General features: G+C 66.4%; 15 protein-coding genes. 12 read left to right on the forward strand and 3 right to left on the reverse strand.

Annotation, left to right across the window (positions count from 1 at the left end; genetic code table 11):
• Entirely contained in the window at window positions 1–438 is a 438-nt protein-coding gene (locus tag IAG39_RS01545; RefSeq protein ID WP_059377110.1) for a universal stress protein, read from the reverse strand.
• Window positions 439–677: 239 nt separating this feature from the next.
• On the opposite strand from IAG39_RS01545, the gene ssuE reads away from it, so the two are divergent.
• From ssuE to IAG39_RS01590, 9 genes are all read left to right on the forward strand, one after another.
• Window positions 678–1,298, forward strand: a complete 621-nt coding sequence (ssuE, locus tag IAG39_RS01550; RefSeq protein WP_118932332.1) for an NADPH-dependent FMN reductase — start codon at window positions 678–680, stop codon at window positions 1,296–1,298.
• A 3-nt stretch (window positions 1,299–1,301) separates the two neighbouring features.
• Entirely contained in the window at window positions 1,302–1,793 is a 492-nt protein-coding gene (locus tag IAG39_RS01555) for an ABC transporter permease (protein WP_118932333.1), read from the forward strand.
• Window positions 1,790–2,686: an ATP-binding cassette domain-containing protein gene (locus IAG39_RS01560; RefSeq protein ID WP_118932334.1), complete on the forward strand. Its 897-nt coding sequence runs from the start codon at window positions 1,790–1,792 to the stop codon at window positions 2,684–2,686. The genes IAG39_RS01555 and IAG39_RS01560 overlap by 4 nt, the downstream gene beginning before the upstream one ends.
• Before the next feature lie 63 nt (window positions 2,687–2,749).
• Entirely contained in the window at window positions 2,750–2,965 is a 216-nt protein-coding gene (locus IAG39_RS01565; protein ID WP_054455309.1) for a molybdopterin-binding protein, read from the forward strand.
• Between the two features lie 122 nt (window positions 2,966–3,087).
• Complete coding sequence (locus tag IAG39_RS01570; RefSeq protein ID WP_118932335.1) at window positions 3,088–4,518, forward strand: DUF3300 domain-containing protein; 1,431 nt, start codon at window positions 3,088–3,090, stop codon at window positions 4,516–4,518.
• 23 nt (window positions 4,519–4,541) lie between these two features.
• Complete coding sequence (locus tag IAG39_RS01575) at window positions 4,542–5,390, forward strand: DUF2950 family protein (RefSeq protein ID WP_240633235.1); 849 nt, start codon at window positions 4,542–4,544, stop codon at window positions 5,388–5,390.
• Window positions 5,391–5,563: 173 nt separating this feature from the next.
• The gene (locus IAG39_RS01580; protein WP_013391071.1) at window positions 5,564–6,544 is read left to right on the forward strand and encodes a beta-propeller fold lactonase family protein; all 981 of its coding nucleotides are present in this window, start codon (window positions 5,564–5,566) and stop codon (window positions 6,542–6,544) included.
• Between the two features lie 214 nt (window positions 6,545–6,758).
• Window positions 6,759–7,487, forward strand: coding sequence for a polysaccharide deacetylase family protein (locus IAG39_RS01585; RefSeq protein ID WP_410469168.1), 729 nt, complete (start codon window positions 6,759–6,761; stop codon window positions 7,485–7,487).
• A gap of 2 nt (window positions 7,488–7,489) precedes the next feature.
• Window positions 7,490–8,497 (forward strand): sterol desaturase family protein, encoded by a 1,008-nt coding sequence (locus IAG39_RS01590; protein ID WP_118932336.1) that lies wholly within the window; start codon window positions 7,490–7,492, stop codon window positions 8,495–8,497.
• Window positions 8,498–8,593: 96 nt separating this feature from the next.
• Here the strand turns inward: IAG39_RS01590 and IAG39_RS01595 are convergent, their stop codons facing one another.
• A complete protein-coding gene (locus IAG39_RS01595) occupies window positions 8,594–9,097 on the reverse strand; it encodes an acyl-CoA thioesterase (RefSeq protein WP_059377136.1) in 504 nt (167 codons plus the stop codon).
• Window positions 9,098–9,147: 50 nt separating this feature from the next.
• Window positions 9,148–10,614, reverse strand: a complete 1,467-nt coding sequence (locus tag IAG39_RS01600) for a DUF1254 domain-containing protein (protein ID WP_118932337.1) — start codon at window positions 10,612–10,614, stop codon at window positions 9,148–9,150.
• 299 nt (window positions 10,615–10,913) lie between these two features.
• Here IAG39_RS01600 and fdnG point away from each other — a divergent pair, with 299 nt between their 5' ends.
• Genes fdnG through IAG39_RS01615 form a run of 3 tightly spaced genes read left to right on the forward strand, consistent with a single transcriptional unit; the run spans window position 10,914 to window position 15,517 of the window.
• On the forward strand, window positions 10,914–13,982 hold the full coding sequence (gene fdnG, locus IAG39_RS01605) for a formate dehydrogenase-N subunit alpha (protein ID WP_165867820.1): 3,069 nt from the start codon (window positions 10,914–10,916) through the stop codon (window positions 13,980–13,982).
• Between the two features lie 10 nt (window positions 13,983–13,992).
• Window positions 13,993–14,892 carry a formate dehydrogenase subunit beta gene (fdxH, locus tag IAG39_RS01610; RefSeq protein WP_118932339.1) on the forward strand — a complete coding sequence of 300 codons (900 nt, stop codon included), beginning with the start codon at window positions 13,993–13,995 and terminating at the stop codon, window positions 14,890–14,892.
• Window positions 14,885–15,517, forward strand: coding sequence for a formate dehydrogenase subunit gamma (locus tag IAG39_RS01615; protein ID WP_059377141.1), 633 nt, complete (start codon window positions 14,885–14,887; stop codon window positions 15,515–15,517). Before fdxH ends, IAG39_RS01615 begins: the two co-directional genes overlap by 8 nt.
• Window positions 15,518–15,642: the final 125 nt, after the last annotated feature.

Consider the following 15,642-nt stretch of genomic DNA (forward strand, 5'->3'; position numbering starts at 1 on the left):
TTATCGGTACACCAGCACCGGCAGTCGGGTGCGCGCCAGCACGCGCTGGGTTTCGCTGCCCAGCAAGAAGCCCGTCATGCCGTGGCGACCGTGCGAACCCATGATGATCAGGTCGCAGCCCTGGTTCTGCGCCGCCTCGACGATGGCTTCGTGCGGATGGTCGTTGACCGTGACCACGGCGTTGCACGGCACCAGCGCGTGGCGCGCTTCCATCTCCAGGTTGTCCAGGTAGGTTTGCGCGTTCTTGCGCGCCTGGTCGGTGTGGTGCGCCTGCGTGGTGCCCAGCATTTCGGCCTGGTAGACCAGCAGATGGTCCTCCGGAATGGCGCGGATGAGCGTGATGGTGGCTCCCATTTCCTTGGCGAAAACAAGAGCGCGCTTGAAAGCCGATTCAGACAGCAGGGAGCCGTCCACGGCGACGAGCAGGTGCTTATACATGTTGCCTCTCCTTTCGAAAAGGAATCGGGAGCAACTAGCCAATCCAGTATAGGCTCGCCGCCTGGTGCAAGCCAGTCCTGCATACGGACGAGAGAGCGGGCTGTGCTTTTCGCATATTTCCCAAAGCGGCCGAACCTGCGTTTCAACATAACCTCATATCGACTAAGTATTTTTCGACGCAGCGCGGCGATGACAGAATCGGTTCGACTCCTTGAACCCACAGCCGCAAACAACCTTCCATGTCATCGCCACGTCACCAGGCTCACGCCCGTGTACTCGCCATCGCCGGCAGTCCGTCGCAGCGCTCCCGTTCCGCGGTGCTGCTGCGGCACGCCGCCGGGATCCTGCAGCCGCGCGGGTTGAGCGTGGGCGAACTGGGCTTGCGCGATATCCCCGCCGAAGACCTGATAGAAGGCAATTACGCCGGCGCCGCGGCCAACGCGCTGCGTGCCCGCGTGGCGGCGGCAGATGCGGTCGTGATTTCCTCGCCGGTCTATCAGGCCTCCTTTTCCGGCGGGTTGAAGGCGGTACTGGACCTGCTGGATCCCAAGGCGCTGGCCGGCAAGGTGGTGTTGCCCATCGCCACGGGCGGCAGCCCGGCGCATCTGTTGGCGCTGGAGTACGGCTTGAAGCCCGTGTTGTCGGCGCTGGGCGCGCGCCACATCCTGGCGGGCGTCTACGCCACCGATACCCAGGTACGCGTGGACGAGTTCGGCGCGGGCGAGATAGACGGGGAAGTCCGCCGGCGGCTGGAGGACTCGGTGGAGCGCCTGTCCGAGCTGGTATTGCCGCGCGCCGCCGTTTCCAACCCATCCTACGATCTGGGCCGGCTCGCGCTAGCGGGCGGCTTCAGCGTCTGACCGATGCGCCGCACCCGCGTCCGCGCCGCTCCCGACACGCCGGCCTTGCCTTGGCTGGGAGGCGCGTTGCTCGCGGCGCTGTGGCTGGGCGGCAGCGAGACGGCCAGGCAGGCGCTGCCGGCGCTGAGCCTGCTTGCGCCGCTCCTGTACCAGGCGGTGCGCGGCATACGCGCGGCGGATCCGGCGCTGGTCGACACCGGCCGGTCCCATGACCTGAGCGGCTGGTCTCTTTATTGGCATGTGCATCTGCCGGGCGCATTGCCGTTCATCCTGACGGGCTTGAAGCAGGGGCTGGGACTGCTATGGCTGACCCTGATAGCACTGGAACTGTTCGCGACGCCGACTGCGCCGGGAATTCCGCAATGGCTGGGCAACGGTCCGCCGGACGTGACGATCCTGCTGCTGGCGATTGCGCTCTACGCGGTCCTCAGCTTGGGCTCGGGGGCGCTGGTAAGCGCGCTGGAGCGCTGGCTGCTGCGCTGGAGGCCGCGATGATGTTCATCAATCCCAATGAGTTCGAACTGTTGCAGCACCTGGACGTGCGCCAGCGTACGGAGCCGGACGAAATGCCCGAGGCCGAGCCGCGAACTGCGCTGCGCGTAACCTTGCGCAAGCTCGCCAAGCGCCATGGCGACCGCATCGCATTGCAGGCGTTGGACCTGGAGATTGCGGCCGGCGAGTTCGTGGCCGTGGTCGGGCGCGCAGGCAGCGGCAAGAGCACCTTGCTGCATCTGCTGGCCGGCAAGCTCGCGCCCAGCGGCGAGCAGGGCGGCGAGCCGGCCCGTCCGCCGCTGCTGTTCGACAATTTTCCCGTCTGGGAGCGTGACGGCCGCGTGCGCCTCCTGCTGCCGGACGCGCGCCTTCTGCCCTGGAAGACCGTGCTGCACAACGTCGCCCTGGGCCTGCCCGGCACGGCGCAGGCGGCCGAAGCGTTGCGCCAGGTGGGCCTGGACGGCCGCGGCGGCGACTGGCCCGCGCAGTTGTCCGAGCCGCAGCGCCAGCGCGTGGCGCTGGCCAGGGCCCTGGCGCGCCGTCCCGGCCTGTTGCTGCTGGACGAACCGTTTCAGGGGCTGGACGCGCTGAGCCGCATCGAGGCGCAGCGGCTGCTGGAGGATATCTGGCGCCGGCAGGGATTTACCGCCGTGCTGGCGACCCACGACGCGGCCGAGGCCGTGGCGGTGGCGGATCGCATCCTGGTGCTGGACGAAGGCGGCGTGGCGCTGGACGAGCGCGTCGGCCTGGCGCGTCCTCGGGTGCGCGGCTCGGCCGCATTCGCCGCGCTGGAGGCCCGCGTGCTGCGCGCCGCGTTGCGTCTGCAAGACACGCCGGACGCCGCGCGGCCCTTGGCGCCCGTCATCCAGATCCGACACCTGCGGCTGGCGGTCTGAGACCGCGCTCGGCGATTCCCCCATGGGCGGCATGACGCCGCTCTTCACTCCAGGAGCAAGACCATGAGCATTCAATCCATCAACGCCCGCAACCAGTTCCGCGGCAAGATCAAGGAGATCATCCTGGGTCCGGTGGTGTCCGAGGTGGACGTGGATACGCCGGCCGGCATCGTGACCTCGGTGATCACCACCCGGTCGGTCAAGGAACTGGGCTTGGAGGTCGGCACCGAGGTGCTGGCTTTCGTCAAGGCGACCGAGGTTTCCGTCGCCAAACTGTGAACCGAAGCAGATCAGCGCCGGCGCTTCCCCTGCGCCGGGGTTAGGCATATATTGTCAGCGCGATATCCGGCAGTTCCTCCTGGCTTGTGGCTTTACGCTTGGCGATTCACGGAGAACGGAAAATGCGTCGACTGCAACGATGGTTCATCGGCTGGTTATGCCTGGGGTTGGCTGTGTGCCTTCCCGCCACGGCGCAGACCAAGCTGGACAACGCGCAACTGGATCAATTGATGGCGCCCGTGGCGCTGTATCCGGATTCGCTGCTCTCGCAAATCCTCATGGGCGCGACCTACCCCGACGATGTCGCGGCGGCCGCCAAATGGTCGGCCGCGCATACCTCGGAATCCGGCGACCAGGCCGTCAAGGCGGTCGAGGGCGAATCCTGGGATCCCAGCGTCAAATCCCTGGTGGCCTTCCCGTCGGTCATGGACATGATGGGCCGCCAGCCGGACTGGGTGAAATCCGTGGGCGACGCCTTCCTGGCGCAGCCCGACGCCGTCATGGATTCGGTCCAGCGGCTGCGCGTCCAGGCGCAGAAGGCCGGCAACCTGAAGAGCACGCCGCAGCAGAAGGTCACCTCCAGCACGACCAACGACAAGACCGTCGTGGTGATCGAGCCGGCCGATCCGCAGGTCGTGTACGTGCCCAGCTACAACCCGACGGTGGTGTACGGCACCTGGGCCTACCCCTCCTATCCGCCTTACTACTACCCGCCGCCTCCGGGTTCGGTGTTCGCCACCTCGCTGGTGGCCGGCATCGGCTTCGGCCTGGGCGTGGCCGCGGTCAACTCCATGTGGGGCGGGTTCGATTGGGGGCATAACGACGTCGACATCGACGTCAATCGCTACAACAACATCAACGTCAACCAGCGCATCGACCGCAACAACATCAACAACAACAGGACCACCTGGCAGCACAACCCGGCCAACCGCGGCAACACCCCGTATGCGGACCAGGCCAGCCGCCAACGTTTCGACAGCCAGCGTCAGGCTGGCGTGCAGAACCGGGCGCAGGGCCAGGGCGGCCGCTCGCCGGGCGCGGCGGCAGCGCCGAACTCCCGCGATGCCGCGCGCCAGCGCGCGGCGCAGTCGTTCGAAGGCCGCACCGGGCAGTCCATCCCCGGCCATGCCGAACCGGGCGCGGGGCGCGGCCAGGGGGCGGGCCGAGGCGATGCTGCGGCGAACCGCGGGCAAGGCCAAGGGCAACAACGGGCCGGACAGGGCGGGCAGGGGGGGCAAGGGGCTCGCGACCGGGCGCAAGGCGGCGGGCAGGCGCAGCACAACCGGCCGTCCAACAGCGTGTCCACGCAGGACCGCCAAGCTGCAGCCCAGCGCCAGCGCGCCGACGAAGCGGCCGCGCGTGACCGTGGCCGCGCCTCCAATAGCGCCAACGCGCTGAGCGGCGCCGGCAACGGCGACCAAATGCGGCAGCAGCACACGCGCAGCGAGATGAACCGCGGCGGCGGTGGCGGCGGTCCGCGCGGCGGCGGACACGCAGGCGGCGGACGCGGTGGTGGTGGCGGCGGCGGCGGACATTTCGGCGGCCGGAGATAAGCACCATGGACAAGGGAACTCTCATGACCATTGCTCGTTTGCGCGCGCTGGGCGCCGCGTCGCTGCTGGCGCTGGGCCTTGCGGCCCCCGCCGCGGCGCAAAGCCTGTATCCGAGTCCGCAGGCCGCCGCCGACGCCTTCGTCGACGCCATGGCCACTGGCGACCTCGACGGACTGGCCAAGGTGTTGGGGCCGAATCACAGCAAGATCGTGCCGGGCGGCGTGGCGCAGGACGACATCTACCGTTTCCTGGCGGCCTGGTCGCGCAAGCACGAGATCGTGGCCGATGGCGGCCGTTCCTGGCTGGCGGTCGGGGATTCGGGCTGGACCCTGCCCGTGCCCATCGTGCGCGCCGGGCAGGGCTGGCGTTTCGACCCGGCGGCGGGCACGGCGGAAATCCGCCGCCGCGCGATCGGCCGCAACGAACTGACCGCCATCGAGACCCTGCGGGAGCTGCAGGCCGCGCAAGGTCGTTACAAGGACGGCGTGGGCCAGGGGCGCTACGCGAGCCGCCTGGTCAGCCGTCCGGGACAACGCGACGGGCTGTACTGGCCCGAGGTGCCGGGCGCCCCGCAGCAGGCCTATGGCTTGGACGCGCTCAGCATGGGGCCGGAGGTGCCGCTGGACGATGCTTATTACGGCTACCGGTACAAGGTGATACCGGGCGCGGACGGCGGCTCGTATCACATCGTCGCGTGGCCGGCGCGTTACGGGCAGACCGGCATCGACTCCTTCGTCGTCGGCCCCGACGGGCGCGTGTTGGAGGCCGACCTGGGACCCTCGTCCGCAGCGCGCGCCGCGGCCTTGCGGGAACGCGATATCCGTGCCGGAACCTGGACCGATGCCGACGTGCAACCCGTTGGCAGCAAATGATTTTTCCGGTTTTCGGGGAGTAATCGGCGTACGCCTGTTGCTGGGTCGCAACAGGCGTGTCCGTTTGTCCGGCTGGCACGGCACGATGCCCTTTTGTCAGCCCGCTGTGCCTAAAATGGCGAGCACCGGGACCCTGCCCGATACCCCTTTGCCGGACCTAGAAATTGAACCCCATGCATTTTGTCCGCTACGCCCTGTTCGGCGTAGGGATGGCGCTTAGCGCCGCGGCCGCCTCGGCCCCGATTTTCGTCCTGAACTCCCTGGACGCCAACGTCAGCATCGTTGATCCGGCCACCTACAAGGAATTGCGGCGCGTGCCCACGGGCAAAGAGCCGCATCACCTGTACCTGACCCCCGACGAAAAGTCGCTCATGGTGGCCAACGCCACCAGCGATTCGATCACGCTGATGGATCCCAAGACCGGTGAAGTGCAGCGCACGCTGACCGGTATCGTCGATCCCTACCAGCTGCAATTCTCGCCGGACATGAAGTGGTTCGTGACCGCGGCCAACCGCCTGGACCACATCGACATCTATTCCTGGCATCCGCTGGAAAAGGGCTTCGACCTCAAGCTGGTCAAGCGCATCCAGGCCGGCAAGACGCCCAGCCACATCATGATCGACAAGAACAGCACCACGGCCTACGTGACGCTGCAGGACAGCGATCAGCTCATTGCCATCGACCTGGCCACGCAGACGCCGAAATGGACGGTGTCGGTGGGCAAGACGCCCGCCGACGTGTTCCTGACGCCCGACCAGAAGACATTGCTGGTGGCACTGACCGGCGATTCCTACGTCGAGGCCTACGACGTCAGCAACGGCCCGGCCAAGCTGGTGACGCGCATCAAGACCGCCGCGGGCGCCCACGCCTTCCGTGCGCAGGGCGACCACCGCCACCTGTTCGTCAGCAACCGCACCGCCAACTCCATCAGCCGCATCGACCTGCAGACGCTGGCCGTCACCGATACCTTCCCGGTGCCGGGCGGTCCGGACTGCATGGACGTGCTGGCCGACGGCAAGACCCTGCTGGTCACTTCGCGCTGGGCCCGCAAGCTCACCGTGGTGGACCTGGAGCAGAAAAAGGTGGTCAATCAGGTGCCGGTGGGCAAGTCGCCCCACGGCGTCTGGACGCTGAACCATGCTCCCACGCGGTAGCAAGAGCCCCCACGCCGCGCCCGCTTGCGCGGGCTTGCTGCCCCCCAAGGGGGCTGTTTTGCCTTGGGGCGGCCCGGCGGGGAAAGAGCCCCCACGCTGCGCGCGCTATGCGGGCTCGCTGCCCCCCAAGGGGGCGGTTTTGCCTTGGGACGGCCCGGCGGCAAAACGCCTCCGCGCGGCGGTCGTGTTCGCGCTGGCCTTTCCCGCCATGGGAATGGCCGCGCCCGCTACCTGCGACAAACCGGTCTACCTGACGTTCGATACCGGCCACATGGGCGTGGCCCCGCTGATCGCCGACGTGCTGGCCCGACACAACGTCAAGGTGACGTTTTTCCTGGCCAACGAGCGCACGCTGACCGACGGCTCCAGCCTGGACGACGTGTGGGCGCCCTGGTGGAAAGCGCGCGCGGCCGAAGGCCATGTCTTCGGCTCGCACACCTACGACCACGTCTATTGGCAGGCGGATCTCCCCGACGGCAAGTTCCGCGTCAAGCCCAGCGCCGGTCCGGACGCGGGCAAGCGCGCCGAATGGACGCCCGAGCAGTATTGCGCCGAGATCAAGCGGTCCGTCACCCGTTTCCATCAGATGACGGGCAAGAACATGCTGCCGATCTACCGCGCGCCGGGCGGCAAGACCTCGCCCGCGCTGCTGAAGGCGGCCAAGGCCTGCGGCTTCGAGCACGTGGGCTGGGCGCCCGCCGGTTTCCTGGGCGACGAACTGCCCAGCGACAAATACCCCAACGCCCGCCTGCTGGACCAGGCGCTGCGCACCATCAAGCCCGGCGACATCCTGCTGGCGCACCTGGGCATCTGGTCGCGCCAGGACCCCTGGGCGCCGGCCGTGCTGGAGCCGCTGATTGAAGGTTTGCAGCGCAAGGGCTATTGTTTTGCTACCTTGGATACGCATCCGTCCTACCGCGATTGGATCGCTACGCATCATTGATCATGGATACGCTTAGTCAATTGTTCGGAGAGTGCCAGCAATGGCTCTTCGAAACGGCGATTCAGCCCGCGCTGTTCCACCTGGGCATGAGCAACTTCATCGAGGACGGCTACGACGCCACCATGTGGTTGTTGGTCGGCCTGCTGCAGGTCGCCGTGCTGGTGCTGGTGTTCGGCCCGCTGCAGCGCCTGCGTCCGGTCGAGGCCGTCACCGACCGCCGCCAGATCGGCATCGATGTGCTCTACACGCTGATCCACCGGTTGGGCGCTTTCCGGCTGGTGCTGTTCTTCACGGTGGAGCCGCTATGGGATAGCGTGTTCGGCCAGTTGCACGTCTGGGGGTTCGCGCCGTTCCAGCTGGACCAGTACTGGCCCGGCGTGACGGACAAGGCCTGGGTCAGCCTGATCATCTACCTGTTGCTGTTCGACGCGGTGGACTACTTCTACCACCGGGCCCAGCACCGTTTCGGCTGGCTCTGGGCCCTGCACGCCGTGCACCACAGCCAACGCCAGATGACCATGTGGAGCGACGACCGCAACCACCTGCTGGACGACATGCTGCGCGACGTGCTGGTGGTGTTCGTGTCGCAGCTGGTGGGCGTGCCGCCGGCGCAGTTCGTCATGGTGGTGGCCATCACCCAGTTGGCGCAGAGCTTCTCGCACGCCAACCTGCGCATGCATTTCGGCGCCATCGGCGAGCGCCTGCTGGTCAGCCCGCGCTTTCACCGGCACCACCACTCCATCGCCTACGACGCCTCGTCGCCGGGACCGGCGGGCGGCTACAACTTCGGCGCGCTGTTCCCCATCTGGGACGTGCTGTTCCGCACTGCCCGCTTTGGCGTGGGCTACGGCCCCACGGGCATCCATGACCAGCAGGCGGAGCTGGGCGGACGCGATTACGGCCGCGGCTTCTGGTCGCAGCAGTGGCTGGGCTTGAAGCGCATGGTGGGCCGCGACCGCGAACCCGCCGCCGCGCCGCCGTCGCCTCCGGCCTCGGTGGAACGCGCCTGAAGCCGGTCTGGCCTCAGAGGCCGCGCATGAAAGACCACGCATGAAAAAACGAGCCCGCTGGGCTCGTTTTGCTTTGGGCGTGCAGGGAATCCCGTGTCAGGGCTGCGCGTCGTGCGTGGTTTCCCGCTTGATCTCGCCGTGCCTGCGTTCCATTTCCTGGCGTAGTTCGCGGCGCAGCCGGGCGGCTTCCATGCGCTGTTTTTCTTCCAGGTTGCGCGGTTCCAGCGGCGGCACCGCGGTCGGCGCGCCCTGCTCATCCACCGCAACCATCGTGAAATAGCAGCTATTGGTATGGCGCACGAGCTTCTTGCGGATGTCCTCGGTGACGACCTTGATGCCGATTTCCATGGACGTGCGGCCGGTGTAGTTCACCGCCGCCAGGAAAGTCACCAGTTCGCCCACGTGGATGGGTTCGCGGAACACGACCTGGTCCACGGACAGGGTCACCACGTATTGGCCGGCGTACCGGCTGGCACAGGCGTAGGCCACCTGGTCCAGGTACTTGAGGATGGTTCCGCCGTGCACATTCCCTGAGAAATTCGCCATGTCCGGCGTCATCAGGATGGTCATCGACAATTGGTGGCTAAAGGCTTCGTCCATGGCGGGCGTTCAATCTTGGATAAAACGCCTATGGTAGCGGCAGGCGCCTGTCATGGCTGCGTCTTTTCAGCGGCTTCCGGGGATTCTTGCGGGGTGTCTTCGGGCGGGGTGTCGCGCAGCAGGGCGGGCGGCGTCCACAATCCGTCCAGCAGCGCGGGTTCGGGCGCATAGACGCGCAGCAGCACGCTGACTGCGCCGGCTGCGGGCAGCGGCAGCCAGTTGGACTGTTCCTCGGGCGCGGGCGGCGCATGGCTGATGCGCAGGTCCAGCGAACCGTCGGCGTTGTACCGCAAAGGATCGCGGTCGCCCAGCGCGTAGCGGTTCAGCGGATTGGCCGACGGCATGCCTTGCGCGTCGTAGGCCGCTAGCGACCACAGCGCCGCGGCGGGCGGCAGTTGGCCGCTTTCAAAATGCAGCGTGTAGCCGTGCGCGCCATCCAGCGGTGCGCCTTGGCTGTCGGCCGCCAGCAGCAGCACGCTCAGGTCTTCGGGCAGGCCCGCGCCTGGCTGCGCCTGCGCCGCCAGGGCGCGCCGCAGATAGGAATTGCCGTAGACGCCGATGCTGGCGGTTTCCTGGTGCCAGCCGTTGACGCTGCGCACCGTGGCGCCGGCCGCTGCCGTCATGCGCTCGCGCGCCGCCCGCAGGCCGCGGCGCAAACCCTGTTTGGCGGGATGGTCGAGCTGGGCGAAGTCGAACGGCCGGCCGGCGGCCAGCCCGGCGCCGCGCAGCCTGGCCAGCACGGGCTGATCGGTGGCATGCGGCGGGTTCTTGCGCAGCAGCTCGGCCGCATATTCGAAGTAGGCGTCGGTCGGCATGGACTCGACCTGCTCGCGCACCGGGATGCGCAGATTCAGGGAGGGATCGGCCTTCGCCCGCTGCGCTTGCACGGGCAGGTTCCATTGCGCCAGCGGCGTCAGCTGGAAGCCGTCTTGCAAGACGTGGACCGCTGGGTAGTCGGCGGGTCCATCCGCCTGGATCAGATTCTTGGCCCATACGTAGGCCGTGGGCGCGTCGATGCGCGCCATGCCCGAGGGCAGCACGCCGCTCCAGCCCGGCGGCACGATCACGGTATTGCCCTTGGCCGTGCCGGTGCTGCGCTTGCCCAGCGTGGCGAACACATCCGTCCACATGTCCAGCAGCGTCAGCGCATAGAGCCGGCCTTGGGTATCCGGCACCGACAGCACCACCGGCCCGGACGTCAGGTCCAGCCAGCCGACGCTGCGCAGCATGTCCGGATTGGCCCAGGGAGTGGCCGCGCCCGGCTGCGGCAGCGCCCGCCCATGCAGAAAGGTATTGGCCGGCGCGCCCTCGGCGCCGCGGGACGGGTGGGTGAACTGGCGGCGGGTCAGGTCCATCGTGACCAGCGGGTAGAAGTAGAGATAGCCTCCCATGCCCGCTTGGTGGGCGGCTTCGGTGGCGGCCGCGGCGGGAGTCAGGGCGGCCGGGGCCGCGCGGGTCAGCGTGGCTGGCGCGAGCGTGGCGGTGATGGACAAGGCCAGGGCAACAAGGCGGCGCATCGGCGCTCCTACGGTCATGCGGGAAAGAAGGCTGGCGGCGCGGCCTCCCCCAAAAAGGGCGGGTCGGCGGGCCAGTCCAGGCAGCCGCAGATGGTAGCAGCCGGCGGATCATCCAAAATCTGCGAAAACCTCCGATTTGGCCGCTAAATCTCAGACATAAGGAAGGTCGTCCTTAAGACGGGTCCCATGGCGTACCCGTCCCGCAAAGCCTATACTTGGAAAAATATCCTTGGAATTCGTAGGGCTTTTGCTTCGGCCAGCCAACGGCTTCCTTCATTTCACCCGGAGAGGAGTGTTTCATGGTCAACATGAATCGCCGCCAGTTCTTCAAGGTGACCGGTGCGACGCTGGCAGGCTCCAGCCTGGCTTTGCTGGGGGCAGCCCCCGGCACGGCCATGGCCGAAGTCCGCCAGTACAAGCTTGCGCGCATGACTGAAACGCGCAACACCTGTCCCTACTGTTCGGTCGCCTGTGGACTGCTGATGTACGGCTTGGGCGACGGCTCCAAGAACGCCCGCGCCAGCATCATGCACATCGAAGGCGACCCGGACCACCCCGTCAACCGCGGCACGCTCTGTCCGAAGGGCGCTGCCCTGATCGACTTCATCCATAGCCCCAACCGCCTGAAGTACCCGGAATACCGGGCGCCGGGTTCGGACAAGTGGGTGCGGATGTCGTGGGACGATGCCCTGACCCGCATCACCAAGCTCATGAAGGCGGACCGCGACGCGAACTTCGTCGAGAAGACCGCGGACGGCAAGACCGTCAACCGGTGGCTGACCACCGGCATGCTGGCGGCCTCCGCAAGCAGCAACGAGGTTGGCTACATCACGCACAAGACTGTGCGCAGCATGGGGATACTGGCATTCGATAACCAAGCCCGTGTCTGACATGGCCCGACGGTGGCAGGTCTTGCCCCGACGTTTGGCCGTGGAGCGATGACGAACCATTGGGTCGACATCAAGAACGCGGACGTAGTACTGATCATGGGCGGCAATGCCGCCGAGGCCCACCCTTGCGGGTTCAAATGGGTCACGGAAGCAAAAGCCCACAACAAGGCAAAGCTGATCGTCGTGGATCCGCGCTTTACGCGCTCGGCATCCGTGGCGGACTTCTACGCGCCCATACGCACCGGCACCGACATCATTTTCCTGGGCGGCGTCATCAAGTATCTGCTGGACAATGACAAGATCCAGCACGAGTACGTGCGCAACTACACGGACTTTTCCTTCATCGTGCGCGAGGACTTCGCGTTCGACGCGGGCCTGTATTCCGGCTACGACGCCGAGAAGCGCACATACGACAAGGCCAGCTGGGACTACGAGCGCGGCGACGACGGCTACGTCAAGACGGACCCGACGCTGGCGCATCCGCGCACCGTCTACCAGCTGCTGAAGAAGCACTACTCGCGCTACACCGAGGACATGGTCGAGCGCGTCTGCGGCACGCCCAAGGACAAGTTCCTGAAGGTGTGCGAGATGCTGGCGTCCACCGCCACCACCAACCGCGCCGCGACCATCCTCTACGCGCTGGGCTGGACGCAGCACTCCATCGGTTCGCAGATCATCCGCACGGGCGCGATGGTGCAACTGCTGCTGGGCAACATCGGTATCGCCGGCGGCGGCATGAACGCGCTGCGCGGGCATTCGAACATCCAGGGCCTGACCGACCTGGGCCTGATGTCGAACCTGCTGCCCGGCTACATGACCCTGCCCAACGAGCCCGAGCAGGACTACGGCAAGTACATCGAGTCGCGCACGCAGAAGCCTCTGCGGCCCAACCAGCTGAGCTACTGGCAGAACTACAGCAAGTTCCACGTGAGCCTGATGAAGGCCTGGTGGGGCAAGTCCGCCACGGCCGAAAACAACTGGGCGTTCGACTACCTGCCCAAGCTGGACAAGCTCTACGACATGCTGCAAGTCTACGAGCTCATGAACCAGGGCAAGATGAACGGCTACCTCGCCCAGGGCTTCAACCCCCTGGCGGCCGCGCCCAACAAGGCCAAGCTGAACGCCGGGTTCGCCAAGCTGAAGTTCCTGGTCATCATGGACCCGCTGGTCACCGAGACCTCCGAGTTCTGGCGCAACGCGGGCGAGGCCAACGATGTGGATCCCTCCAAGATCCAGACCGAAGTCTTCCGCCTGCCCACCACCTGCTTCGCCGAGGAAGACGGCACGCTGGTGAACTCCGGCCGCTGGCTGCAATGGCACTGGAAGGGCGCCGAGCCTCCGGGCGAGGCCAAGAGCGACATCGAGATCATGGCGCTGCTGTTCACGCGCCTGCGCAAGATGTACCAGGACGAGGGCGGCAAGTATCCCGATCCCATCGTCAACCTGTCCTGGCCGTACTCCAATCCGCAGAATCCCACCGCGGAAGAACTGGCCAAGGAATACACGGGTAAGGCGCTGGTGGAGCTGACCGATCCCAAGGATCCTTCCAAGGTCACCCGCAAGGCCGGCGAGCAACTGGCCGGCTTCGCGGAACTGCGCGACGATGGCTCCACCATCAGCGGCTGCTGGATCTTCGCGGGCGCCTGGGGGCCTACCGGCAACCTGATGGCGCGGCGCGACAACAGCGACCCGACCGGTATCGGCCAGACCCTGAACTGGGCCTGGGCGTGGCCGGCCAACCGCCGCATCCTGTACAACCGCGCTTCCTGTGACGCGGCGGGCAAGCCGTTCGATCCGCGCCGCAGCCTGATCTCCTGGAACGGCAAGTTCTGGACCGGCGCCGACATCCCCGACTTCAAGGGCGACGAAAATCCGGACGGCGGCATGGGACCGTTCATCATGAACCCCGAGGGCGTGGCGCGCTTCTTCGCGCGGGCGGGCATGGCCGAAGGGCCGTTCCCCGAGCACTACGAACCCTTCGAGACGCCGCTGGGCTACAACCCGCTGTATCCGAAGGCCAAGGGCGTCACCAGCAACCCCGCCGCGCGGGTCTTCAAGGACGACCTGGCCGCGATGGGCACGGTGGACAAGTTCCCCTACGTGGCCACGACCTACCGCCTGACGGAGCACTTCCACTACTGGACCAAGCACGTCCGCATCAACGCGATCCTCCAGCCGGAGCAGTTCGTGGAAATCGGCGAGGCGCTGGCCAAGGAATTGGGCATCGCCAACGGTTCGCGCGTGAAGGTGTCGTCCAACCGCGGCTACATCAAGGCGGTGGCGCTGGTCACCAAGCGCCTGCGCGCGCTGACCATCGAGGGCAAGACGGTGCACCACGTGGGCATCCCCATCCATTGGGGCTTCGTGGGCCTGGCCAAGCCCGGCTTCCTCACCAACACCCTGACGCCGTTCGTGGGCGACGGGAATTCCCAGACGCCGGAATTCAAGTCGTTCCTGGTGCAGGTCGAGAAGGCCTAAGGAGACCGACATGTCCATGCAATCCCTAGACATCAAGCGGCGCTCCGCCACCACCACGCCGCCGCCCGGCATCCGCGAGCCCGTCACGGGCTCGGTGGCCAAGCTGATCGACGTCTCCAAGTGCATCGGCTGCAAGGCTTGCCAAAGCGCCTGTATGGAATGGAACGATCTGCGCGACGAGATCGGCACCAACGTGGGCGTCTACGACAACCCGGCCGACCTGACCGAGCATTCCTGGACCGTCATGCGCTTCTCCGAATACGAGAATCCGCAAGGCGATCTGGAATGGCTGATCCGCAAGGACGGCTGCATGCACTGCGAGGATCCGGGCTGCCTGAAGGCCTGTCCGTCGCCGGGCGCCATCATCCAGTACAACAACGGCATCGTGGATTTCCACGAAGAGAACTGCATCGGTTGCGGCTACTGCATCACCGGCTGCCCGTTCAACGTGCCGCGCATCTCCAAGAAGGACCACAAGGCGTACAAGTGCACCTTGTGTTCCGACCGCGTGGCCGTCGGCCAGGAGCCGGCCTGCGTCAAGGCGTGTCCTACCGGCGCCATCGTCTTCGGCACCAAGGAAGACATGACGCAGCACGCCGAGGAGCGGATCGTCGACCTCAAGTCGCGCGGCTTCGACAAGGCTGGCCTGTATGACCCGCAGGGCGTGGGCGGCACTCACGTCATGTACGTGCTGCATCACGCCGACCAGCCCGGGCTGTACCACGGGCTGCCCAAGGACCCGCAGATCAGCCCCATGGTCTCGCTATGGAAGGGGCTGGCCAAGCCCGTGGGCGTGGCCGTGATGGCCCTGACCGCGCTGGCTGGCTTTTTCCACTACGCCCGCGTAGGCCGCAACGAGGTGTCCGAGGAAGACGAACGCCGTGCCGAAGAGGAGGTGCGCCATGAGTGAAGACCGCCATTACCGCCGGATCAAGCGCTACACGCCGGGCGAGCGCACCAACCACTGGATCATCGCTTTCACGTTCATCCTGTTGGCGCTGTCCGGGCTGGCGCTGTTCCACCCGTCCATGTACTGGCTGAGCAACCTGTTCGGGGGCGGACCCTGGACGCGCATCCTGCATCCCTTCATCGGGGTGGTGATGTTCGCCTGCTTCGTCGTGTTCGCCGGCCACATGTGGCGGCACAACCTCATGACGAAGGCCGACCGCCAGTGGATGCGGCAATTGAACGATGTGGTCGAGAACCGCGAGGAAAAGCTGCCCGAAGTCGGCAAGTACAACGCCGGCCAGAAGCTGCTGTTCTACGTGCTGATCCTCTGCATGCTGGGCCTGTTCGTCAGCGGCATCGTGATCTGGCGCGAGTACTTCGCGTTCTACTTCCCGATCTGGGTGATCCGCGCCGCCTCGGTGGTGCATGCCGTCAGCGCGCTGGTGCTGATCTGCGCCATCATCGTGCACATCTACGCTGCCATTTGGGTCAAGGGTTCCCTGACCGCGATGCTGCGGGGGTATGTCACGGCGGGTTGGGCGTGGAAGCATCATCGCGCCTGGTTCCGCGAGCAAATCAGAAAATAGTGCAAAACGGAACGCGCAGTTTGCGCGTTCCCTCTGCGCTGCGGCAAATGGGGCTTTCTTGGCCCCCACGCACCCGCCCAACGGCTGCTATCCTTCTCCTTGAAGGCTGGCAGCCGTGTTTTTTT

The sequence above is a fragment of the Achromobacter xylosoxidans genome (genome assembly GCF_014490035.1).
GTDB classification, from domain to species: Bacteria; Pseudomonadota; Gammaproteobacteria; order Burkholderiales; family Burkholderiaceae_B; genus Achromobacter; species Achromobacter bronchisepticus_A.

What these genes read in the sequence shown, in the direction of transcription:
- IAG39_RS01545 (WP_059377110.1), bottom strand. Translation starts at nt 438, where the DNA reads ATGTATAAGCACCTGCTCGTCGCCGTGGACGGCTCCCTGCTGTCTGAA.
- ssuE (WP_118932332.1), top strand. Translation starts at nt 678, where the DNA reads ATGTCATCGCCACGTCACCAGGCTCACGCCCGTGTACTCGCCATCGCC.
- IAG39_RS01555 (WP_118932333.1), top strand. Translation starts at nt 1,302, where the DNA reads ATGCGCCGCACCCGCGTCCGCGCCGCTCCCGACACGCCGGCCTTGCCT.
- IAG39_RS01560 (WP_118932334.1), top strand. Translation starts at nt 1,790, where the DNA reads ATGATGTTCATCAATCCCAATGAGTTCGAACTGTTGCAGCACCTGGAC.
- IAG39_RS01565 (WP_054455309.1), top strand. Translation starts at nt 2,750, where the DNA reads ATGAGCATTCAATCCATCAACGCCCGCAACCAGTTCCGCGGCAAGATC.
- IAG39_RS01570 (WP_118932335.1), top strand. Translation starts at nt 3,088, where the DNA reads ATGCGTCGACTGCAACGATGGTTCATCGGCTGGTTATGCCTGGGGTTG.
- IAG39_RS01575 (WP_240633235.1), top strand. Translation starts at nt 4,542, where the DNA reads ATGACCATTGCTCGTTTGCGCGCGCTGGGCGCCGCGTCGCTGCTGGCG.
- IAG39_RS01580 (WP_013391071.1), top strand. Translation starts at nt 5,564, where the DNA reads ATGCATTTTGTCCGCTACGCCCTGTTCGGCGTAGGGATGGCGCTTAGC.
- IAG39_RS01585 (WP_410469168.1), top strand. Translation starts at nt 6,759, where the DNA reads ATGGCCGCGCCCGCTACCTGCGACAAACCGGTCTACCTGACGTTCGAT.
- IAG39_RS01590 (WP_118932336.1), top strand. Translation starts at nt 7,490, where the DNA reads ATGGATACGCTTAGTCAATTGTTCGGAGAGTGCCAGCAATGGCTCTTC.
- IAG39_RS01595 (WP_059377136.1), bottom strand. Translation starts at nt 9,097, where the DNA reads ATGGACGAAGCCTTTAGCCACCAATTGTCGATGACCATCCTGATGACG.
- IAG39_RS01600 (WP_118932337.1), bottom strand. Translation starts at nt 10,614, where the DNA reads ATGCGCCGCCTTGTTGCCCTGGCCTTGTCCATCACCGCCACGCTCGCG.
- fdxH (WP_118932339.1), top strand. Translation starts at nt 13,993, where the DNA reads ATGTCCATGCAATCCCTAGACATCAAGCGGCGCTCCGCCACCACCACG.
- IAG39_RS01615 (WP_059377141.1), top strand. Translation starts at nt 14,885, where the DNA reads ATGAGTGAAGACCGCCATTACCGCCGGATCAAGCGCTACACGCCGGGC.